The sequence below is a fragment of the Streptomyces sp. NPDC040405 genome, assembly GCF_055595765.1.
The window spans coordinates 35,746-55,590 of sequence record NZ_JBVIVI010000020.1 but is presented as its reverse complement, the minus strand read 5'-3'; the positions used below and the strand labels follow the sequence as shown (position 1 = coordinate 55,590).

The window sequence follows — 19,845 nt, the reverse complement described above, 5'->3', positions numbered from 1 at the left end:
GTTGACGGATACAAACATAGGCCGGACGGCCACGGCACCGCCGCTAGGCTGCCAGCCGTTCCACCAGCAGGAACCCGCCGATGACGATCATCAGGGCACCGGAGATCCGGGTGACCGTCCGGGCCGCCGACGGACGGGTCTTCAGCACGGTGCGGGCCAGGACGCCGACGGCGAGGTAGACGGCGGCGCAGGCGACCATGTGGAGCGTGCCGAGGAGTCCCGTCTGCGCGGCGACCGGCCAGCCCGCCGCCGGGTTGATGAACTGCGGGAACAGCGAGAAGTACAGCAGCAGCGCCTTCGGGTTCAGGCCGCTGATCCCAATCCCCTTGAGCATGATCTGCAGGCGGGAGGAGCCCATGGCCGCCTCGGAGGCCGTCACCGTGGCGGGCTGCCGCAGCACGCCCCAGCCGAGCCACACCAGGTATCCGGCACCGGCGACGGTCAGCGCGGTGAGCAGGGTCGCCGAACTCGCCACGATCACCACCAGGCCCGCGACGGCGAGCAGGGTGTACCCCGCGTATCCGGCTATCAGCCCGGCGACCGCCGGGACCACCGACCGGTCCCGCAGGCCCGCCGCGATCGCGTAGGCCCAGTCCGCGCCGGGGGTGAACACCAGCAGGAGATCCACTGCCAGGAATGCCGCCAGCGTCGTCGTGTCCATGGTTCGTTCCCTCTCACGTGCTTCGTTGCGAGAGGAAGGTTAGGCCGGATCTGCCCGAAAGTGTTCCCTTCTTTATGCGGTGATCGCGCGCCGTGAGGGAGAATCTTCTCCATGGACGACATGGACCGGAAAATTCTTGCCGAGCTCCAGAAGGACGGGCGGCTGACCGTCACCGAACTCGCCGAGCGCGTGCGCCTCAGCCTCTCGCCCTGCCACCGGCGGCTGCGCGCGCTGGAGCGCTCCGGCGCGATCAGCGGCTACCGCGCGCACCTCGACCCGCACGCCCTCGGGCTGACCTTCGACGCCCTGGTCTTCATCACGATGCGCGACGCGTCCGGCGAGACCGTCGCCGACTTCGAGCAGGCCGTCGCCGACATCCCCAACGTCCTCCAGGCGCAGCGGCTGTTCGGCGACCCCGACTACCTGCTGCGCGTCGTCACCCGCGACCTGCCCGCCTTCCAGCAGCTGTACGACGAGCGGCTGGCGACGCTCCCCGGTGTGCAGCGGCTCAGCTCGACCCTGGTCATGAAGGCGGTCGTGGAGGACCGGGCACTCCCGTTGTCACCAGTCGGACTGTGACTGCTCCGGCACGCAGGCGTGGGTCTCCGTATTGGCGATGACGACGTCGAGCCGGTCGCGGGCGTCGGCCAGCTCGCCGATCTGGCGTTCGATGCGGTCGCGCTCGGCCAGCAGCAGGTCCCGCATCGCCGGGGTGGCCTTCCCCAGGTCGACGCACGGCATCAGCTGCACGATGGTCCGGCTCGACAGCCCCGCCGCGTACAGCTGCTGGATCAGGCGGACCCGGCCGACCGCGGCGTCGGCGTAGTGGCGCTGGCCGCTCGCGCTGCGCGCCGGGGTGAGCAGCCGCTGCTCCTCGTAGTAGCGCAGCGCCCGTACGCTCACACCTGCCCTGATGGCGAGTTCACCGATGCGCACCCGCGTCTCCTCCCTGCGTTATTTGCCCCTGACGTCAACGTCAGGTTTTAGCTTAGCCCGACGAGACTTCGTACCGCTTCGAGGAGCATTCACGTGCCTGCCAGCAGCGCCGCCGACCGCGCGGCTCAGACCCTGTCCCGCCCGTTCACCCTGGGCGGGCTCACCGTGCCCAACCGCGTCGCCATGGCGCCGATGACGCGCCAGTTCTCGCCCGGCGGTGTTCCCGGCGCCGATGTGGCGCGGTACTACGCGCGCCGCGCGGCCGGTGGGGTCGGGCTGGTGATCACCGAGGGGACGTTCGTCGGCAACCCGTCGGCGGGGATGAGCGACCGGGTCCCGCGGTTCTACGGGGACGACGCGCTGGCGGGCTGGGCCGACGTGGTGGCGGAGGTGCACCAGGCCGGCGGCCGGATCATGCCGCAGCTGTGGCACGTCGGGGTGACGCGCCCCGAGGGCACGGGGCATGTCCCCGAGGCCCCCGTGCTGAGCCCGTCGGGCATCGGCGTCGACGGCGCCCCGGCGCCCGGGCGGGCGATGACCCAGGACGACCTGGACGCGGTGATCGGCGCGTTCGCCGAGGCCGCCGCCGCGGCCGAGCGGACCGGCTTCGACGGCATCGAGCTGCACGGCGCCCACGGCTACCTGCTCGACCAGTTCCTGTGGGAGCGCACCAACCGCCGCACCGACGGCTACGGCGGCGACGCGGTGGCCCGTACCCGGTTCGCCGCCGAGGTCGTGGCGGCGTGCCGCGCGGCCGTCTCCGCGGACTTCCCGATCGTCTTCCGCACCTCGCAGTGGAAGCAGCACTTCTACGACGCCCGGCTCGCCGAGACCCCGCAGGAGCTGGAGGCGATCCTCACCCCGCTCGCAGCGGCCGGGGTGGACGCCTTCCACTCCTCCACCCGCCGCTACTGGACGCCGGAGTTCGAGGACTCCGACCTGAACCTGGCCGGCTGGACCAAGAAGCTCACCGGCAGGCCCACCATCAGCGTCGGTTCCGTCGGCCTGGACAAGCAGTTCGACCCGGCGGCCTTCCAGGCCGGGTTCACGACCGGCGTGGCAGGCATCGAGAAGCTGCTGGACCGGCTGGAGCGGGACGAGTTCGATCTCATCGCGATCGGCCGCGCCCTGATCGGCGACCCCGAGTGGGTCGAGAAGGTGCTCTCCGGCCGGGCCGACACGCTGATCCCCTTCGACTCCGGCCAGCTCGCCACCCTGCACTGACGGTCCCGCCGTCACCGATACAGCGGCGCGGCGATGCGGCGCGCGGCATTGTCGTGACCGGTTCGGCCCAATCGCGATGGCCCGCTTTCTCCCTCACTGCGACGATTGACCCGATTGGCGCCCCCTTGACGGCGTCCCGGATCAGGCAGGGAGAGCGGGTCATGTCGAAGCGGCTGCATGTGGGCAATCTGAGCTACCAGACCACGAAGGAGGATCTGGAGAAGCTGTTCGGGCAGTTCGGGCAGGTGATGGACGCGACCGTCATCACCGACCGGGACACCGGACGCTCGCGGGGGTTCGGGTTCGTGGAAATGGCGGACATGGACGCCGAGAAGGCCATGGCCCAGCTGGATGGCCAGGAGATGAACGGACGGTGCGTCACCGTCACCGAGGCGCGGGCCGTTTCGCGCGGCGGGCGGTGAGCGAGGGCACGGGGACGGCGAGCCGACGGCACGACAGAAACCGTCGCGTGAGCGTGCCGTTCGCCACGTATCGCCGCTAGGACTTGCGGGTGGAGCAGTGTGCCGTGGTGGTATGGGTCGATGCGATCCCCCACACGCATATCTTCACCCCGTCCCCACAATTCTCACAGCGGCCCGCACCCCGGCGGCTCGCACAGCGACGCGCAACCCGAGGGCTCGCACAGCGACGCACACCGCGAGCCGGAGAGCCCCGCGTACAGCAACCCGTACGAGGAACTCGCCGAGCTGGCCGATCCGTACGACCCGGACGACCCGCTCGGCCTCGGGCTCAAGCCGGATGACGACGACACCGCCGACCTCGGCGGCGCGGGCGGCACCGGCAAGAACGGCCCGAGCGGTGAGAACGGCGAGCCGTGGTCGCCGCCCGACCACGGCCGCTCCCGGCGCACCCGGCGGCGCGGCCGCGGGCGCTTCAAGGCGGTGCCGCTCACCGCGAAGCTGGTCATCGGCGTGCTGGTGCTCGCCGCGCTGGCGGTGCTGGCCGACCGGTGCGCCGTGATGTACGTGGAGCGCAAGGCGGAGGCCGCACTGCAGAAGAAGCTCAAGCTGGCCACGGCGCCCAACGTGACCATCCACGGCTTCCCGTTCCTCACCCAGGTGCTGGACAAGAAGCTGGAGGGGGTCGACGTGGCGGTGCCCGATGTGGCGGCCGACCGCGTCTCGCTCGCCAAGGTGAACGTCCAGGCCCAGGACATCCGGCTGAACGCCGATCTGCCCACGTCCATCAAGGGCGCCGTGGTGGATCGCATGAAGGGCGACGTGCTGCTGGCCTTCGGGGATCTCGACCGGGAACTGGGCGCCTCCCAGGTGCGCTTCCGGGCGTTCGGCCCCAACTCGGTGCGCGCGGACGGCAAGCTGCCGGTCGCCGGGCAGGAGGTGTCGCTGCACGCGATGGCCCACATACAGCGCCAGGGAGACCGGGGGATCTCCACCGAGGTGACGGGCATGCGGCTGGAGATTCCCGGGATCGCCACCTACCGGCCGGGCAAGAACGCCGGGCTGCGGCTGCATCCCAAGGCGGCCAAGCAGATCAGTGAGGACACCGCGAAGGCGAGGGCACTGCTGGAGGTGCCGTCGGTGGCGGAGCGACTGGGGATCGCTCCCGAACCGGCCGGCCGGGCGCGGAACGACGACCGGCAGCTGAACAAGATCACCGGGTCGCCGAAGTTCGTGCCCGCGCTGACGAAGGTCAACCTCGTCGACGTGACGAACGAGCACCCCGACCTGATCAAGAAGCTCGGCATCGACCCGACCGTGGCCGCCGCGCTGACCAAGTACAAGCTGCCGGAGCTGTCGGAGAAGCTGTCGCTCTCCTTCCAGCTGCCGGAGAAGGCCAAGGGCATCAAGATTCAGAACATCGGGGTGAAACCGGACGGAATCGTGGCCGATCTGACCGGTACCCAGATGGGCTTCGGCAAGCGGCCGTAAAACACCTCAGGTGCGAAGATGAGGATTCTCAAATAGCGCGGTAACCCGTCGAAGGGGCCGGTGGCAGCACGCCACCGGCCCCTTCGTCATGCCCGGGCGCCTGGACGCATGCGGGCGCGCGGCGGTTCCCGCGCTCTCCTGAGAAATCCGTCAGACGGTTCTGGGCTTACGCACAGCGGAGACCGAACTGGCTCACGGAAAGCGCTCCTAATGTTTTCCGTGTCGAAGCCGAACGGCCCAGAAAAAGGGCCGAACGGCGCAGACACAAGAATCCGAGAATTCCCGAGAGGAAAACATCATGAGCTTCAAGAAGATCGCCCCGGTCAAGCCCGCCCGCAAGCCCGAGCCGGGCAAGAAGAAGCACCCGAAGCCGGCCCCGAAGGCGCCGCAGAAGCGTCAGCCCCGTCGCCCCATCGGCGGCTGAACCACCCCCTGAAAGGCGGGCCCGTGGCAATCGCGCCACGGGCCCGCCTCGGCCGTTTCCGGACCCGGGAGACCCCAGTGACCACACCCCCGCCCCCACCCTCGTACGACGACCAGGCCACCATGCAGCTGCGCATGGTCGTGACCGACCCCGCCACCGGCCGCGGGCGGCACCGGCGCCCCGGGCGGCCCCGCCCGTACGGCCGCCACCAGCGGGCGGTGCAGCCGCTGCCCGAGGAGTATCTGTACGTCCCCGCGGCGGAGGACGGCGAGGAGGCGGAGCAGGCCGCTCCGCAGCTTCCGGCGCGGCTGGCATTCCGCCGGTTCTGGCCGCTCACCAGGGGCGACCGCCGCTGGATCGTGCTGATCTGCGTCTGTGTGATCGCCGCGGCGCTCGCCGAGACCGCCGCCATCCTGCTCTTCTCCGACCTCACCGACAACGCCCTGCGGCAGGGGTCGCTCAGCGCATTCTGGAGCCCCGCGGCGCAGTGGCTCGCGGTCGCCGTCCTCGGCGCGGGCGTCGGCTACGCCGGTAACTCGCTCGCCGTCTGGACCGCCGAACGCTTCGTGATGCGGCTGCGGGCCCGGGTCTTCGGGCACGTCCAGGACCTGCCGCCGCACTTCTTCGCCCGCCACCGCCAGGGCGATCTGCTGGAGCGGCTCACCGGGGACATCGACGCCATCGAGCAGATGGTGGTGTCCGGGGTGGTGGGCACCGTATCGGCGATCTTCAGCACCGTCTTCTTCTCGGTCGCCGCGTTCACCCTGCGCTGGGACCTGGCGCTGGCCACCTTCGTCCTCGCGCCGCTGTTCTGGCTGGCCGCGCGGCGCTTCTCCGGCCGTATCAAGACGGTCGCCCGGGAGGAGCGGGTCGCCGACGGCGCGATCACCTCGGTGGTCGAGGAGTCGCTGAGCAATGTCGTGCTCACCCAGGCGTACAACCGCAAGGCCGCCGAGGAGGACCGGCTGAGCCGGGAGGCGTGGGCGTGGATGCGGGCCTCGGTGTCGGGTGCGCGGATGAGCGAGCTGTACGAACAGCTGGTGGAGGTCATCGAGACGCTGTGCGTGCTCGCCGTCATCGGGCTCGGCGCCTGGGAGATCTCCCAGGACCGGATGACGATCGGCCAGCTGCTCGCCTTCGCCGCCTTCCTCGGCTACCTCTACCCGCCGATCCGCAACCTCGGCCAGCTGGGCCTGACCCTCACCGCCGCGACCGCGGGCGCCGAACGGCTGCTGGAGGTCCTCGACGCCGAACCGGCCGTGCGCGATCCCGCGCCGGGGGCGGCCGTCGCACCGTGGCGGGTGCACGGCACGGTGGAGTTCGACCGGGTCGGCTTCCGGTACCCGGGCGCCGAGCGGCCGACCCTGGCCGGGGTCTCGCTGACCGCCCGGCCGGGCGAGTTCGTCCTGATCACGGGGGCGAGCGGGGCGGGCAAGTCGACCGTGTCCAAGCTGCTGCTGCGCTTCTACGACCCGGGCGAGGGCTACGTACGGCTGGACGGGGTGCCGCTGCACGCCGTACCGCTCGGCTTTCTGCGCGAGCAGGTGACCCTGCTGCCGCAGGAGACGCTGATCCTGCACGACACGATCCGCGAGAACATCGCGTGCGGACGGCCCGGGGCGAGCGACCAGGACATCGTCCGGGCGGCGCGGGACGCGGCGGCGGACGAGTTCATCCGCGCCCTGCCCCAGGGATACGACACCCGGATCGACCCGCATACGGCCCAGCTGTCCGGCGGTCAGCTCCAGCGGATCGCGATCGCGCGGGCGATGCTGCGCAACGCCCCCGTGCTGGTCCTGGACGAGCCCACCACCGGGCTCGACGCGCTGGCCGCGCGGCGCGTGGTGCGGCCGCTGCGGCGGCTGATGTCGGGCCGTACGACGATCATGATCACCCACGACCTCAACCTGGCCCCGGACGCCGACCGCATCCTGGTCCTCGACCACGGCCGCCTGGTGGAGTCCGGTACGCACGGGGAACTGCTCGCCCGCGGCGGCGCCTACGCCCTGCTCCACGGCTCCCAGAACGGCTCCCTGACGGACACGGGCGCCCACCCCACGGTCCAGCTCGGCCCGTCCTGAACTCCCTCGGCCGCACATCCCGTGGGCGCGCCTAGTTCCCCGCGACCGTCCGCAGCACATAGCCGACGCCCCGCACCGTGTGGACCACGCGCGGCTCGCCCGCGGCCTCCGTCTTGCGGCGCAGGTACATCACGTACACGTCCAGCGTGTTGGACGACGGCTCGAAGTCGAAGCCCCAGACGTCGCGGAGGATCGCGGCGCGGCTGAGGACCTGGCGGGGGCGGGACAGAAAGAGCCTGAGCAGGGCGAATTCGGTCTTGGTGAGGTCGAGGCGGCGGCCGGAGCGGGTGACCTGGCGGGTGAGGGTGTCCAGGGTCATGTCCCCGAAGGCCAGTCGCGCGCCCGGCTCCGGGCGCGCCGGGGCCTGCCAGGGAGAGGGCGTCACCGCGGGCGGCGGGGCGGGGACGGCCCGGCCGCGCCGCAGTAACGCGCGCACCCGGGCCAGCAGTTCCTCCCCCGCGTAGGGCTTGACCAGGTAGTCGTCGGCGCCGTTGTCGAGGCCGACGATGCGGTCGCCCACCGAGGACCGCCCGGTGACCATCATGATCGGTACGGTGCGGCCGGAGGCCCGGACGCGGCGGGTCACCGCCAGCCCGTCCAGGCCGGGCATCGTCACGTCGAGCAGCACCAGGTCGGGCGGCTCCTCCTCGATGCGGCGCAGCGCCGCCAGGCCGTCGTCCGCCGAGTCGACCTCGTAGCCCTCGCGACGCAGGGCTCTGCCGATGGCTTCGCGTACCGAAGGCTCGTCGTCCACGACCAGGATCCGGGAAGTCTCGCGCATGCCCTCAACCTGGTGCCCGACGCTGTGCGTTCGCTGGGTCGGACGTGTACGGAGGCTGAGAGGGTCAGGCGTCGAGTCCGGGCGGGGCGGTGGGGGCGCCGGGCAGGCGGATCCAGGCGACGGTGCCGCCGCCGCTGGCGGGCCGCAGCCCCACCTGGCCGCCGCAACTCTGGACGGTACGGGCCACGATGGACAGCCCGAGGCCGGAGCCGGGCAGGCTGCGGGCGGACGGCGAACGCCAGAACCGCTCGAAGACGTGCGGGAGTTCATCGTCGGGAATGCCGGGGCCATGGTCCCGCACGGTCAGCTCGCCCCTTCTGAGCGCGACATCGATGACACCACCCGAAGGGCTGAACTTCACCGCGTTGTCGAGCAGGTTGACCAGCGCCCGTTCCAGGGTCGCCGCCTCGCCGCGTACGTACCAGGGCTCGATCGAGGCGTCGAGGGTGAGCCCGGTGCCCCGCAGCCGGGCCCGCTTCAGGGCGGAGCCCGCGATCTCGTGCAGCGCGACCACCTGGAGCGGCCCGCTGCCGGGCAGCGCGTCAGGACGGGACAGCTCCTGGAGGTCGCCGATGAGCGCCGCGAGCTCCGTCATCTGCGCCTTGACGCTGCTCATGAGCGCCTTGCGGTCCTCCGGCGGCAGCGCGCGGCCGGTCTCGTCGCTGCGGGCGAGCAGTTCGACGTTGGTGCGGAGCGAGGTGAGCGGGGTGCGCAGCTCGTGCCCCGCGTCGGCGATCAGCTGCTGCTGACGGTCGCGGGAGAGGGCGAGAGCGGCGGTCATGGCGTTGAACGAGCGGGACAGCCGGGCGATCTCGTCGTCGCCCTCGGCGGGGATGCGGACGGCCAGGTCCTCGGTGCGGGCCACGTGCTCGACAGCATGGGTCAGCCGGTCCACCGGCTTCAGCCCGGTCCGGGCGATCCACAGCCCGGCCGCCCCGGCGCCGACGACGCCGATGCCCGCGACGAGGGCGAGGACGAGCGCGAGAGTGTTCAGCGGGTCCTGGACCTCGCTGAGCGGACGGGCCATGGAGACGGCGATGCCGCGCGGCAGCGGGCTGTCGGGGCCGCCGGACGGCCGGTAGGTGAAGACCCGCATGTCGCGGCCGTCCTCGGCGGTCGCGTCGTGCAGCGCCGTCGGCCGCGTACCGGTGGCGACCGCCACGTCGTCGGCGCTCACCGGCAGCTTCGTCGCCCCGGGCTGGGGGCAGCGGCTGCCGTCGGGCAGCACGATCTGCACGGAGTACGAGCCGAGGGCACGCGGGGTGTGGCCGTCGTCGCCGTCGGGGTTCTGGCACGCGTCCAGGATGCTCACCACATTGCGCTCGTCGACCCTGACGGTGCGCAGCGACGAGTCGAGCTGTGCGCTGAGCTGTTCGCGCACGATCAGCCAGCACGCGAACGCCGACGCCGCGACCGCCAGCGCCACCGCCACCGCGGTCAGCAGGGCCAGCCGCGAGCGCAGCGGGAGTCCGCGCATCCTCACGACGGGTCGCCCTCCGCGGGCCGCAGGACGTACCCCACGCCGCGCACCGTGTGGACGAGCCGCGGCTCTCCGGCCGCCTCCGTCTTCCGGCGCAGATACATCACGTACACGTCCAGCGAGTTGGACGACGGCTCGAAGTCGAAGCCCCATACGGCCTTCAGGATCTGTTCGCGGGTGAGGACCTGGCGCGGATGCGCGAGGAACATCTCCAGCAGGGTGAATTCGGTCCGGGTCAGCTCCACGCGCCGCCCGCCCCGGGTGACCTCGCGGGTCACCAGGTCCATCCGCAGGTCGCCGAAGGACATCGTGTCGTCGTCGGCGACCGGCGCGCCCGCCGCGGCCGCGTAGGAGCTGCGGCGCAGCAGGGCGCGGATGCGGGCGAGCAGCTCGTCCAGCTCGAAGGGCTTGACGAGGTAGTCGTCCGCACCCGCGTCGAGCCCGGTGACCCGGTCGCCGACCGTATCGCGCGCGGTGAGCATCAGGACGGGCACGGTCACCCCGGTGGCACGCAGCCGCCGGGCGGCGGTGAGCCCGTCCATGCGGGGCATCAGCACGTCGAGCACGATCAGCTCCGGGTCGTAGGTACCGGCCTTCTCCAGGGCGTCCAGCCCGTCGACGGCGGTCTCGGTCGCGTAGCCCTCGAAGGCGAGGCTGCGCCGCAGGGCCTCGCGGACGGCCGGCTCGTCGTCGACGATCAGGATGCGGGCGGGCTGATCGCCGTGGTCGGCGGGGCTCATGGGTGGATTCCTTAACGGTGGGCGGGGCGGACGCTGTCAGCCTCGCACGCGGGCCTCCGCTCGGGCGGCTCAGCTGTTGCTGCCGCTGCCGGTGCCGCCGTCGCGCAGGGCGGAGAGATCGGACTTGACGGTGTCGACCGGGATCGAGAAGCCCAGGCCGATGCTGCCCGCGCTGCTGCTCTGGCCGGAGGCGGGGGCGTACATCGCGGAGTTGATCCCGATGATCTGGCCCCTCATGTTGATCAGCGCGCCGCCGGAGTTGCCGGGGTTGAGCGAGGCGTCGGTCTGGATGGCCTTGTACGTGGTCGTCGACTGGCCCACGTCGCCGTTGTAGCGGCCGCCGCCGAACTCGAACGGCCACTGGCCGCCGCCCTCCTGCTGCTGTCCCTGGTCCTCGTCCGTGGAGACGGTGACATCGCGGTTCAGCGCGGAGACGATGCCGCTGGTCACGGTGCCGGTCAGCCCCTCGGGCGAGCCGATGGCCACGACCTGGTCGCCGACCTTGACCTGGCTGGAGTCGCCGAGGGACGCGGCCTTGAGGCCGCTCGCGCCCCGCACCTTGATCAGGGCCAGGTCCTTGCCGCTGTCGGTGCCGACGACCGACGCGCTCTTGCTGCTGCCGTCGCTGAACGTCACCTTGATCGAATCGGCGTCGGCGATGACGTGGTTGTTGGTGATGATCTCGCCGCCGCTGGTGACGATCACGCCGGAGCCGGTGGACTCGCCCCCGGAGGACGTCGCGCTGATCTCCACGATGCTGGGGCTCACGGCCGCCGCCACGGCGGACACGCCGCTGCCGCTGCTGGAGTTGGCGTTGACGACCGGCGTCGAGACGGTCGTGTCCCCCTTGTCCGCGGCCTGGTTGACCAGGGTCGCCGTACTGCCGCCCACCAGCGCCGAGACCACCGCCACTGCGGCGATCAGCCCGGCCGACCGGGAGAGCCGCCGCTTGCGGCGGCCACCGCCGGGGGGCGATATCTGCGGCTCATGGGTGGGCGGGGGCGGGTAGGCCGCCGCGTCACCGTACGCGTAGGGATAGGACTCGTCGTCGCCGCTACGGCGTTGGCTCGTGGTCATGTCTATGACTGTGCGGCGCGAGTATGAGAACCAGCTGAGGGCCTGCTGAGAAGCGGGGCAGAAGTCGGTATGCCCGACATAAAGGCCCTACGAGCAGCCGCAGGAGCGCCGCACCACCAGCGCGCACGGGAACTGCCGCACCCGCTCCCGGCGCGAGAGCGCCAGCCGCGGCCCGTCGTCCAGCACCAAGTCGACCGCGGCGCGCGCCATCGCGGGCCGGTCGGAGCCGACCGTGGTCAGCGGCGGATCGGTCAGACCCGCCTCCTTGACGTCGTCGAAGCCCGCGACCGCCAGCTCGCCGGGGACGTCGATGCGCAGCTCGCGCGCCGCCCGCAGCACCCCGAACGCCTGGTCGTCGGTGGCGCAGAAGATCGCCGGGGGCCGGTCGGGACCGGCCAGCAGGCCGAGGGCGACCTGGTAGGCGTCGTACCGGTTGTACGGGGCCTGGAAAAGCCGTCCCTCCGTGGACCGCCCGGCCTCCCGCATCGCCCGGCGCCACCCCTCGACATGGTCGGTCACCGGGTCGCCGACGGTCGGGGTTATCTCGGTGCCGCCGAGGCAGGCCACATAGGGGTGGCCGTGCTCCAGCAGATGGCGCACCGCCAGCTGGGCGCCGCCGGTGTCGTCCAGCACCACGGCCACGTCGTCGATGGCCTCGGGCCGCTCGTGCAGCAGCACCACCCGGGCGTCCCACGCCTCGATCTCGGCGGCGGCGTTCTCGCTGGGGCCCTGGCTGATGAGGATCAGCCCGGACACCCGCATCCCGAGGAACGCGCGCAGATAGTGCACCTCGCGCTCGTCCAGGTAGTCGGAGTTGCCGACCAGCACCATCTTGCCGCGCTCGGCGGCGGCCTGTTCGACGGCGTGCGCCATCTCGGCGAAGAACGGCTGGCGGGCGTCCGGAACGATCAGCCCTATGAGGTCGGTCCGCCGGCTCGCCATCGCCTGGGCGACCCGGTCGGGCCGGTAGCCCAGCTCCTTGATCGCGGCGAGTACCCGCTCGCGCGTGGCCGGGGCGACCGGCCTGGGTCCGTTATTGATGACGTAACTGACGACCGCGGTCGAGGTTCCCGCCAGCCTTGCCACATCATCACGCGTCACCTTGGCCACGCGCGAAGTCTACGCGGGTCCAGCTAGGTCTTGACCGGTCGTGCGGGCCCCGCTTCCGGCGCGGACCGCGCACCGCCGCCGGACGGGCCGGAGCCGGTCTCCCGGGCCGCCTTCCTGGCCCGGTCCTCCGCGGCTGCCCGCTCGGCCCGCTCGACCTTCTCCGGGGTGACGAAGCGGTAGCCCACGTTACGGACGGTCCCGATCAGCGACTCGTGCTCCGGGCCCAGCTTGGCCCGCAGCCGCCGCACATGGACGTCGACCGTGCGGGTGCCGCCGAAGTAGTCGTAGCCCCAGACCTCCTGGAGCAGCTGCGCCCGGGTGAAGACCCGGCCGGGGTGCTGGGCGAGGTACTTGAGCAGCTCGAACTCCTTGAAGGTGAGGTCGAGGACCCGCCCCTTGAGCTTGGCGCTGTACGTTGCCTCGTCCACCGACAGATCGCCGTTGCGGATCTCCATCGGGCTGTCGTCGGTGGTGATCTGCTGGCGGCCCATGGCCAGCCGCAGCCGGGCCTCGACCTCGGCCGGGCCCGCCGTGTCCAGCAGCACGTCGTCGATGCCCCAGTCGGCGGTGACGGCGGCGAGCCCGCCCTCGGTCACCACCAGGACCAGCGGACAGCCGGGGCCGGTCGACCGCAGCAGCTGGCACAGGCTGCGCACCTGTGGCAGATCGCGGCGGCCGTCGATCAGGATGACGTCGGCACCTGGGGTGTCCACCAGGGCCGGGCCCTCCGCGGGGGCGACCCGCACGCTGTGCAGCAGGAGGCCGAGGGCGGGGAGCACCTCCGTCGAGGGCTGGAGTGCGTTGGTCAGCAGCAGGAGGGAACTCATCGTCCACCACCCGCCCCGGCCGTGATCTCGATGTTGTGCACGCTTCGCTCGCCCATTGCCTCGGTTTCCTCCTCGGTCCCTTGCGAGAGGGGGCACCTCCCAGGCTCCGCCTGGGGGAGTCTGCGGCCAGGGGGTGTCTTGCCGATCATGCCGGGCTCCCGACGTCCGGCCTGACCGACAAGACACCCCCTTGCTTCGTACGGTCTGCTCGCACCACGGGGGCATCCGCGCGGCCTTGCGCTCATACGCGCGCAGCGCCCCTGAAAGCACAAAAGGACCCGGGGGCGACGTTGCCCGGATCCTTCTCCCAGCAGAATAACCCACATGACACCCGGTGGAGAGGCTGAATCTGCTCGCCGTTTCCTTGCCCCGGACGCCGCGGGCGCTCGGAGAGCCACGCTGCTCACCGAGGACGGGGTCCCGATCGAGACCCGTTACGAGCCTTCCCCGGCGGGCGGGGGCCCATCCCCCGGGGCCCCTGTGATCGTGGTCGCGCACGGTTTCACGGGCGCCCTGGAGCGGCCCGCGCTGCGCCGGGTGGCATCGGCGTTCACGCAGCGTACGGCCGTGATCACGTTCTCGTTCCGGGGCCACGGCCGGTCCGGCGGGCGGTCCACCGTCGGGGACCGGGAGGTCCTCGACCTGGCGGCCGCGGTGCGCTGGGCCCGGACGCTGGGCCACCGGCGGGTGATCACGGTCGGCTTCTCGATGGGCGGCTCGGTGGTGCTCCGCCATGCGGCGCTGTACGGACAGAACAAGCCGGACGGAAACCCGGAGCGTATTGAGGAGCGCGAGGGGCGCACAGGGGCGCACAGCGCGAGAGCGGACGCAGTGGTCGCGGTGAGCGCGCCCGCACGCTGGTACTACCGGGGGACGGCCCCGATGCGCCGCGTCCACTGGGCGGTCACCCGGCCGGCGGGACGGCTGGTCTCCCGCTACGGGCTGCGGACCCGGATCGACGCCCGCGGCTGGCACCGGGAGCCGCTGCCGCCGGTGGCGGCGGTCCCCCTGATCGCGCCGACGCCGCTGCTGATCGTGCACGGCGACCGGGACCCGTACTTCCCGCTGGACCATCCGCGGATGCTGATGGCTGCGGCGGACCGGGCGTCCACCGACCTGTGGATCGAGCCGGGCTTCGGCCACGCGGAGACGGCGGCCCCGGCGGAGCTGCTGGACCGGGTCGCGGGGTGGGCCCTGGCCCACACCTGACCCGGTCCGCGCGGGCTAGTCGGGCTCGGCCACCGGCTCCGCGAACTGGGCCGCGTACAGCCGGGCGTACGCGCCCTGGGCCGCCACCAGGGAGTCGTGGCTGCCCTGCTCCACGATGCGGCCCGACTCCATCACCAGGATCACGTCCGCGTCGCGGATCGTGGAGAGCCGGTGGGCGATCACGAAGCTGGTGCGGCCGGTGCGCAGCGAGGCCATCGCGTGCTGGATGAGGACCTCGGTGCGGGTGTCGACGGAGCTGGTCGCCTCGTCCAGGACCAGGATGGACGGCCCGGAGAGGAAGGCGCGGGCGATGGTGATCAGCTGCTTCTCGCCGACGCTGACGTTGGATCCCTCCTCGTCGATCACCGTGTCGTAGCCGTCCGGCAGGGTGCGCACGAAGCGGTCCACGTGGGTGGCCTTCGCCGCCTCCACGATCGCCTCGTGGGAGGCGCCCTCCGAGCCGTACGCGATGTTGTCCGCGATGGTGCCGCCGAACAGCCAGGTGTCCTGGAGGACCATGCCGATGTGGGAGCGCAGCTCCTCGCGCGGCATGGTGGCGATGTCGATGCCGTCGAGCGTGATGCGGCCGCCCCTGACCTCGTAGAACCGCATCAGCAGATTGACCAGGGTGGTCTTCCCCGCGCCGGTCGGGCCGACGATGGCCACGGTCTGGCCGGGGCTCACCGACAGCGAGAGCCCCTCGATGAGGGGCGTGTCGGGCTGGTAGCGGAAGGAGACGTCCTCGAACTCGACCTGGCCGAGCACGGTCCGCGGCCCCACCGGGCCTGGCGGGTCCGGGGTCTGCTCCTCCGCGTCCAGCAGCTCGAAGACCCGCTCGGCGGAGGCGACGCCCGACTGGACCATGTTGGCCATGGACGCCACCTGGGTGAGCGGCTGGCTGAACTGCCGGGAGTACTGGACGAACGCCTGGACGTCGCCGATCGACAGCGCCCCGCTCGCCACCCGCAGCCCGCCGACCACGGCGACCAGCACATAGTTGAGGTTCCCGATGAACGTCATCGCGGGCTGGATGAGCCCGGAGATGAACTGGGCCCGGAAGCCCGCCTCGTACAGCTTCTCGTTCTGTGCCCGGAAGACCTCGGCGGACTCCCGCTCCCGCCCGAAGACCTTCACCAGCGCATGGCCGGTGTACATCTCCTCGATATGGGCGTTGAGCTTGCCCGTGGTCCTCCACTGCTGGACGAACTGGGGCTGGGCGCGCTTGCCGACGCGCGTCGCGACCAGCACCGACACCGGGACGGTGACCAGCGCCACCAGCGCCAGCAGCGGCGAGATCCAGAACATCATGGCCAGCACGCCGACCAGGGTCAGCAGCGACGCCATGATCTGGCTGAGGGTCTGCTGCAGCGTCTGCTGGACGTTGTCGATGTCGTTGGTGGCCCGCGACAGCACCTCGCCGCGCGACTGCTTGTCGAAGTACGACAGCGGCAGCCGCGCCAGCTTCCGTTCGACGTCCTCGCGCAGCCGGAAGACGGAGCGCTGGACGACGCCCGTGGCCACCCGCGCCTGGGCCAGGTTGAGGAGCGAGGACCCGACGTACAGGCCCAGCGCCCACAGCAGGACGGTGCCCACGGCCCCGAAGTCGATGCCCTGACCGGGCGTCACGTTCATCGAGGCGATCATGTCGGCCACGGTGCCCTGGCCGCTGTCGCGCAGCTGCCGGACCGCCTCGGCCTTGGTGGCGTTCTCGGGGAGCTGCCGTCCGATGATGCCCGCGAAGATCAGGTCGGTCGCGTGGCCGAGCACCTTGGGGCCCAGCACCGTCAGCGTGATGCTGACCGTGCACAGGGCGAGCACGACGAGCGCGATGCCGCGCTCGGGTCGCAGGGTGGCCAGCAGACGGCGGCCGGAGCCACGGAAGTCCATGGACCGCTCGATGGGCGGGCCGTTCAGGAAACGGCCGGGCCCGGCGGTGGGCGCGGGGCCCCTGCGGGGGGCGGGAGCACTGTTGGTCATGCGGCTTCCTGCTCGGTGAGCTGGGAGAGCACGATCTCCCGGTAGGTCTGGTTGCCGGCCATCAGCTCGCCGTGGGTGCCGCTGCCGACGACGCGCCCCTCGTCCATGACGACGATCCGGTCGGCGCCGCGGATGGTGGACACCCGCTGGGCGACGATGACGACGGTCGCGTTCCCGGTCTCGTCCGCCAGCGCCGCCCGCAGCCGGGCGTCGGTGGCGTAGTCGAGCGCCGAGAAGGAGTCGTCGAAGAGGTAGACGGACGGCCGCAGGACCAGCGCGCGGGCGATCGCCAGCCGCTGCCGCTGCCCGCCGGAGACATTGGAGCCGCCCTGGGCGATGGGCGCCTCCAGGCCGCCCTCCATGGCCTCGACGAAGTCCCGGGCCTGCGCGGTCTCCAGCGCCTGCCACAGCTCCTCCTCGCTCGCGTCCGGCTTTCCGTACCGCAGGTTGGAGGCGACGGTGCCGGAGAAGAGGTACGGCTTCTGCGGTACGAGGCCGATGGACCGGGACATCACCGCGGGGTCGAGGTCGCGGACGTCCACGCCGTCGAGGTGGACGCTGCCGTCGGTCGTGTCGAACAGCCGGGGCACCAGCCCGAGGAGGGTGGACTTGCCGCTGCCGGTGGAGCCGATGACGGCGGTGATCCGGCCGGGGCCGGCGGTCAGCGAGATGTCGCGCAGCACGGGCTCCTCGGCCCCCGGGTAGCGGAACTCCACGCCCCGCAGCTCCAGCAGCCCGCGGCTGCCGTCGGCGGCCGCCCGCGGCGCCACCGGTTGGAGCGGCGGGACGACGCTGGTCCCGGTGTCCAGCACCTCCCGGACGCGCTCGGCGCACACCTCGGCGCGCGGCACCATCATGAACATGAAGGTGGCCATCATCACCGACTGCAGAATCTGCATGAGGTAGCTGATGAACGCGGTCAGCGCGCCGATCTGCATCCCGCCGCTGTCGATGCGGTGACCGCCCGCCCACACCACGGCGACGCTGGACACGTTCACCACCAGCATCACGGTGGGGAACATCAGCGACATCAGCCGCCCGGCCCGCAGCGACACGTCCATCAGCGCGGTGTTGGCGCCGGTGAACCGGTCCCGCTCATGGCCGTCGCGGACGAACGCCCGGATCACCCGGATGCCGGTGATCTGCTCGCGCAGCACCCGGTTGACGGTGTCGATGCGCTCCTGGACGTGCCGGAACAGCGGCCGCATCCGGCGCACGATGAGGCTGACGGCGATGCCCAGCACCGGCACGATCAGCAGCAGCAGCCCGGAGAGCGGCACGTCCTGGTTGAGCGCCATGGCGATGCCGCCGACGCACATGATGGGCGCCGACACCATCAGCGTGAAGGACATCAGGCACAGCATCTGCACCTGCTGCACGTCGTTGGTGGTGCGGGTGATCAGCGAGGGCGCCCCGAACCGGCCCATCTCGCGGGCGGAGAAGGACTGCACCCGGTCGAAGACGTCGGCCCGGATGTCCCGGCCGAGCGCCATGGCGGTGCGGGCGCCGAAGTAGACGGCGGTGATGGCGCACACGATCTGCACCAGGGTGACGGCGACCATGAGACCGCCGACGCGGAGGATGTAGCCGGTGTCACCCTTGACGACGCCGTCGTCGATGATGTCGGCGTTGAGGGTGGGCAGATAGAGGGTCGCCAGGGTCTGTACGAGCTGCAGTAGCACGATCACGTTGATCGTTCGGGTATAGGGCCGCAGATACGCCCGTATGAGTCGGACCAGCACACCGAAACCCTAAGCGAGCAGGGCGGGATACGACCCGGAATTTCCCCAGGGCGTACTGCGTCCGCGGGGCCTTCCCGCACCCGTCATCATGGAGGACGGCAGAAGACGGGAGAGGGACACGCGATGGCGCTGAAGAACACGCCCGCCGGAACCATCCGGTACTGGGCCGCGGCCCGGGCGGCGGCGGGCACCCCCGAGGAGCCGTACGCCGCGGCGACGCTGGCCGACGCGCTCGACGCGGCGCGCGAGCGGCACACCCTGCGCCCGGAGTTCGCCCGGGTCCTGCTGCGCTGTTCGTTCCTGGTCGACGGCGCGCCCGTCGGCACCCGTGATCACAAGACGGTCCAACTGGCCGAGGGCGGCACGGTCGAGGTGCTTCCGCCGTTCGCAGGAGGGTGACCTACGACGTCATGAGCAACCAGCCGCACGATCCGCAGCAACCGTACGAGCCCCATGGGCCGTACGGGGCCTACCCGCCGCCGTACGAGGGACAGCAGCAGCCACCGCCCGCCGATCCCTACGGCACGTACGCCCAGGACCAGTCCGGGTACGGCTATCCGCAGCAGCAGCCGTACGCACAGCAGCCGCATCCCCAGCAGCCGCAGCAGCAGTACCAGCAGCAGCCGTACGCGGATCCTTACGCAGCCGCGCAGCAGGGGTACCAGGGCCAGCACCAGCAGCAGTACGCGGCGGGCTGGGACCAGCAGCAGCACTACGCGCAGCAGCAGCACGCGTACCAGCAGGCCGCGCAGGCGCAGGCGCAGCGGGCGGCGCAGCCCGGTCCACAGGCGGCACAGCCCGCCCGCCCCGGGCTCACCGCGCCGGAGCCCGCCGCGCCCGAGCCCGCCCGGCCGATGACCGCCGCCGAGAAGGCCCGCGCCGAGGGCCGCCCCCAGATCGTCGACCCGGGGCTCCAGCCCGCCGCCCTCACGGCCGTGCTGGCCGCCCTGCTCGCGGCCACCGCGCCGCTCGGCGCGCCCGCGATCGCCGTGGTCGTGGCGCTGCTCCAGGCGGTCACGGCGGCCGGGTGGTTCCGGCTGAACGGCATGTGGCCCGCCCGGCAGGGCATCGCGCTCGCCTTCATGGGCGGTCTGGCCGCCGACGTCGGGCTGCTCGCCACCGAGCGCGTCCACGCCCCGACGGTGCTCATCGGCACGCTCGGCGTCTGGCTGCTGCTGGTGATCGTCCTCCAGCTGCGCAGCCACGCCTCGGCGGACGAGCGGCTGTACGGGCTGACCGCCGCGGTCGCCTCGACCGCCGTCACCGTGATCGCGGCCGGGTATCTGGCCGCGGTCGCCGAGTCCTCGGACGCCGTGGTGGTGGGCGCGGCCGCGGTCGCCGTGGGCGCCCTGGCCCGCGCGCTGCCGCTGCCGACACCCGCCGCCGTCGTCGTCGGGCTGCTCGCCGCCGCGGGCGCGGGCGTCGGGGCCGGGCACCTCACCGGCACCGGGACCGCCACCGCCGCCGTGCTGGGGTTGGCTGCCGGGGCGTGTGCGCTGGTGGGGCTGCGGGTCGCGGCGTACGACTACCCGTCCCGTTTCGTCCACCTGACGGCCGGGGTGGCGCTGCCCCTCGCGGCCGCCGCCCCCGCCGTCTATGTGCTGGGCCGCGCGCTGGTCTGAGCCGTGCGCAGGTCTGATACGCCAGGAATGTGAGGCGCCGGGCC

General features: G+C 71.9%; 19 protein-coding genes. 9 read left to right on the top strand and 10 right to left on the bottom strand.

Going from position 1 to position 19,845, the window contains the following annotated elements:
- Positions 1–43 precede the first annotated feature (43 nt).
- Positions 44–661 carry a LysE family translocator gene (locus ACZ59A_RS42135; protein ID WP_470970424.1) on the bottom strand — a complete coding sequence of 206 codons (618 nt, stop codon included), beginning with the start codon at positions 659–661 and terminating at the stop codon, positions 44–46.
- A 111-nt stretch (positions 662–772) separates the two neighbouring features.
- Between ACZ59A_RS42135 and ACZ59A_RS42130 the strand changes: the two genes are divergently transcribed.
- Positions 773–1,240, top strand: a complete 468-nt coding sequence (locus ACZ59A_RS42130) for an Lrp/AsnC family transcriptional regulator (protein ID WP_470970422.1) — start codon at positions 773–775, stop codon at positions 1,238–1,240.
- On the opposite strand, the gene ACZ59A_RS42125 is transcribed toward ACZ59A_RS42130, so the two are convergent.
- Positions 1,223–1,597, bottom strand: a complete 375-nt coding sequence (locus ACZ59A_RS42125) for a MerR family transcriptional regulator (protein ID WP_470970420.1) — start codon at positions 1,595–1,597, stop codon at positions 1,223–1,225. The two genes, ACZ59A_RS42130 and ACZ59A_RS42125, sit on opposite strands and share 18 nt — an antisense overlap.
- Positions 1,598–1,690: 93 nt before the next feature.
- Here ACZ59A_RS42125 and ACZ59A_RS42120 point away from each other — a divergent pair, with 93 nt between their 5' ends.
- From ACZ59A_RS42120 to ACZ59A_RS42100, 5 genes are all read left to right on the top strand, one after another.
- A complete protein-coding gene (locus tag ACZ59A_RS42120) occupies positions 1,691–2,821 on the top strand; it encodes an NADH:flavin oxidoreductase (RefSeq protein ID WP_470970417.1) in 1,131 nt (376 codons plus the stop codon).
- Positions 2,822–2,982: 161 nt separating this feature from the next.
- Positions 2,983–3,243: an RNA recognition motif domain-containing protein gene (locus tag ACZ59A_RS42115; protein WP_470970415.1), complete on the top strand. Its 261-nt coding sequence runs from the start codon at positions 2,983–2,985 to the stop codon at positions 3,241–3,243.
- Positions 3,244–3,363: 120 nt separating this feature from the next.
- Positions 3,364–4,731, top strand: a complete 1,368-nt coding sequence (locus ACZ59A_RS42110) for an LmeA family phospholipid-binding protein (protein WP_470970413.1) — start codon at positions 3,364–3,366, stop codon at positions 4,729–4,731.
- Positions 4,732–5,029: 298 nt separating this feature from the next.
- Complete coding sequence (locus ACZ59A_RS42105; protein WP_385446791.1) at positions 5,030–5,155, top strand: hypothetical protein; 126 nt, start codon at positions 5,030–5,032, stop codon at positions 5,153–5,155.
- A gap of 122 nt (positions 5,156–5,277) precedes the next feature.
- Entirely contained in the window at positions 5,278–7,236 is a 1,959-nt protein-coding gene (locus ACZ59A_RS42100; protein ID WP_470970488.1) for an ABC transporter ATP-binding protein, read from the top strand.
- Between the two features lie 31 nt (positions 7,237–7,267).
- Here the strand turns inward: ACZ59A_RS42100 and ACZ59A_RS42095 are convergent, their stop codons facing one another.
- The 6 genes from ACZ59A_RS42095 to ACZ59A_RS42070 all read right to left on the bottom strand — a co-directional run bounded on the left by ACZ59A_RS42095 (position 7,268) and on the right by ACZ59A_RS42070 (position 13,251).
- Positions 7,268–8,017: a response regulator transcription factor gene (locus ACZ59A_RS42095; RefSeq protein WP_470970410.1), complete on the bottom strand. Its 750-nt coding sequence runs from the start codon at positions 8,015–8,017 to the stop codon at positions 7,268–7,270.
- 64 nt (positions 8,018–8,081) lie between these two features.
- The gene (locus ACZ59A_RS42090) at positions 8,082–9,494 is read right to left on the bottom strand and encodes a sensor histidine kinase (protein ID WP_470970486.1); all 1,413 of its coding nucleotides are present in this window, start codon (positions 9,492–9,494) and stop codon (positions 8,082–8,084) included.
- A gap of 2 nt (positions 9,495–9,496) precedes the next feature.
- Complete coding sequence (locus tag ACZ59A_RS42085) at positions 9,497–10,237, bottom strand: response regulator transcription factor (RefSeq protein WP_468054590.1); 741 nt, start codon at positions 10,235–10,237, stop codon at positions 9,497–9,499.
- 69 nt (positions 10,238–10,306) lie between these two features.
- Positions 10,307–11,314: a S1C family serine protease gene (locus tag ACZ59A_RS42080; protein WP_470970408.1), complete on the bottom strand. Its 1,008-nt coding sequence runs from the start codon at positions 11,312–11,314 to the stop codon at positions 10,307–10,309.
- A gap of 87 nt (positions 11,315–11,401) precedes the next feature.
- Entirely contained in the window at positions 11,402–12,424 is a 1,023-nt protein-coding gene (locus tag ACZ59A_RS42075; protein ID WP_468054586.1) for a LacI family DNA-binding transcriptional regulator, read from the bottom strand.
- 23 nt (positions 12,425–12,447) lie between these two features.
- A complete protein-coding gene (locus tag ACZ59A_RS42070) occupies positions 12,448–13,251 on the bottom strand; it encodes a response regulator transcription factor (protein WP_470970405.1) in 804 nt (267 codons plus the stop codon).
- A 324-nt stretch (positions 13,252–13,575) separates the two neighbouring features.
- Between ACZ59A_RS42070 and ACZ59A_RS42065 the strand changes: the two genes are divergently transcribed.
- Entirely contained in the window at positions 13,576–14,460 is an 885-nt protein-coding gene (locus ACZ59A_RS42065) for an alpha/beta hydrolase (RefSeq protein ID WP_470970403.1), read from the top strand.
- Positions 14,461–14,475: 15 nt separating this feature from the next.
- Here ACZ59A_RS42065 and ACZ59A_RS42060 read toward each other — a convergent pair whose 3' ends face one another.
- Positions 14,476–16,437 carry an ABC transporter ATP-binding protein gene (locus ACZ59A_RS42060; protein ID WP_470970400.1) on the bottom strand — a complete coding sequence of 654 codons (1,962 nt, stop codon included), beginning with the start codon at positions 16,435–16,437 and terminating at the stop codon, positions 14,476–14,478.
- Positions 16,434–18,179, bottom strand: coding sequence for an ABC transporter ATP-binding protein (locus ACZ59A_RS42055; protein ID WP_470970398.1), 1,746 nt, complete (start codon positions 18,177–18,179; stop codon positions 16,434–16,436). Before ACZ59A_RS42055 ends, ACZ59A_RS42060 begins: the two co-directional genes overlap by 4 nt.
- A 123-nt stretch (positions 18,180–18,302) precedes the next feature.
- On the opposite strand from ACZ59A_RS42055, the gene ACZ59A_RS42050 reads away from it, so the two are divergent.
- Entirely contained in the window at positions 18,303–18,578 is a 276-nt protein-coding gene (locus ACZ59A_RS42050) for a MoaD/ThiS family protein (protein ID WP_470970396.1), read from the top strand.
- An 11-nt stretch (positions 18,579–18,589) separates the two neighbouring features.
- The gene (locus ACZ59A_RS42045; protein ID WP_470970393.1) at positions 18,590–19,801 is read left to right on the top strand and encodes a hypothetical protein; all 1,212 of its coding nucleotides are present in this window, start codon (positions 18,590–18,592) and stop codon (positions 19,799–19,801) included.
- Positions 19,802–19,845: the final 44 nt, after the last annotated feature.

Bases quoted from the DNA above. Each gene is read 5' to 3' on its own strand.
- ACZ59A_RS42135 (WP_470970424.1), bottom strand. From the start codon at position 661: ATGGACACGACGACGCTGGCGGCATTCCTGGCAGTGGATCTCCTGCTG.
- ACZ59A_RS42130 (WP_470970422.1), top strand. From the start codon at position 773: ATGGACGACATGGACCGGAAAATTCTTGCCGAGCTCCAGAAGGACGGG.
- ACZ59A_RS42115 (WP_470970415.1), top strand. From the start codon at position 2,983: ATGTCGAAGCGGCTGCATGTGGGCAATCTGAGCTACCAGACCACGAAG.
- ACZ59A_RS42110 (WP_470970413.1), top strand. From the start codon at position 3,364: ATGCGATCCCCCACACGCATATCTTCACCCCGTCCCCACAATTCTCAC.
- ACZ59A_RS42105 (WP_385446791.1), top strand. From the start codon at position 5,030: ATGAGCTTCAAGAAGATCGCCCCGGTCAAGCCCGCCCGCAAGCCCGAG.
- ACZ59A_RS42100 (WP_470970488.1), top strand. From the start codon at position 5,278: ATGCAGCTGCGCATGGTCGTGACCGACCCCGCCACCGGCCGCGGGCGG.
- ACZ59A_RS42095 (WP_470970410.1), bottom strand. From the start codon at position 8,017: ATGCGCGAGACTTCCCGGATCCTGGTCGTGGACGACGAGCCTTCGGTA.
- ACZ59A_RS42090 (WP_470970486.1), bottom strand. From the start codon at position 9,494: ATGCGCGGACTCCCGCTGCGCTCGCGGCTGGCCCTGCTGACCGCGGTG.
- ACZ59A_RS42085 (WP_468054590.1), bottom strand. From the start codon at position 10,237: ATGAGCCCCGCCGACCACGGCGATCAGCCCGCCCGCATCCTGATCGTC.
- ACZ59A_RS42080 (WP_470970408.1), bottom strand. From the start codon at position 11,314: ATGACCACGAGCCAACGCCGTAGCGGCGACGACGAGTCCTATCCCTAC.
- ACZ59A_RS42070 (WP_470970405.1), bottom strand. From the start codon at position 13,251: ATGAGTTCCCTCCTGCTGCTGACCAACGCACTCCAGCCCTCGACGGAG.
- ACZ59A_RS42065 (WP_470970403.1), top strand. From the start codon at position 13,576: ATGACACCCGGTGGAGAGGCTGAATCTGCTCGCCGTTTCCTTGCCCCG.
- ACZ59A_RS42060 (WP_470970400.1), bottom strand. From the start codon at position 16,437: ATGACCAACAGTGCTCCCGCCCCCCGCAGGGGCCCCGCGCCCACCGCC.
- ACZ59A_RS42050 (WP_470970396.1), top strand. From the start codon at position 18,303: ATGGCGCTGAAGAACACGCCCGCCGGAACCATCCGGTACTGGGCCGCG.
- ACZ59A_RS42045 (WP_470970393.1), top strand. From the start codon at position 18,590: ATGAGCAACCAGCCGCACGATCCGCAGCAACCGTACGAGCCCCATGGG.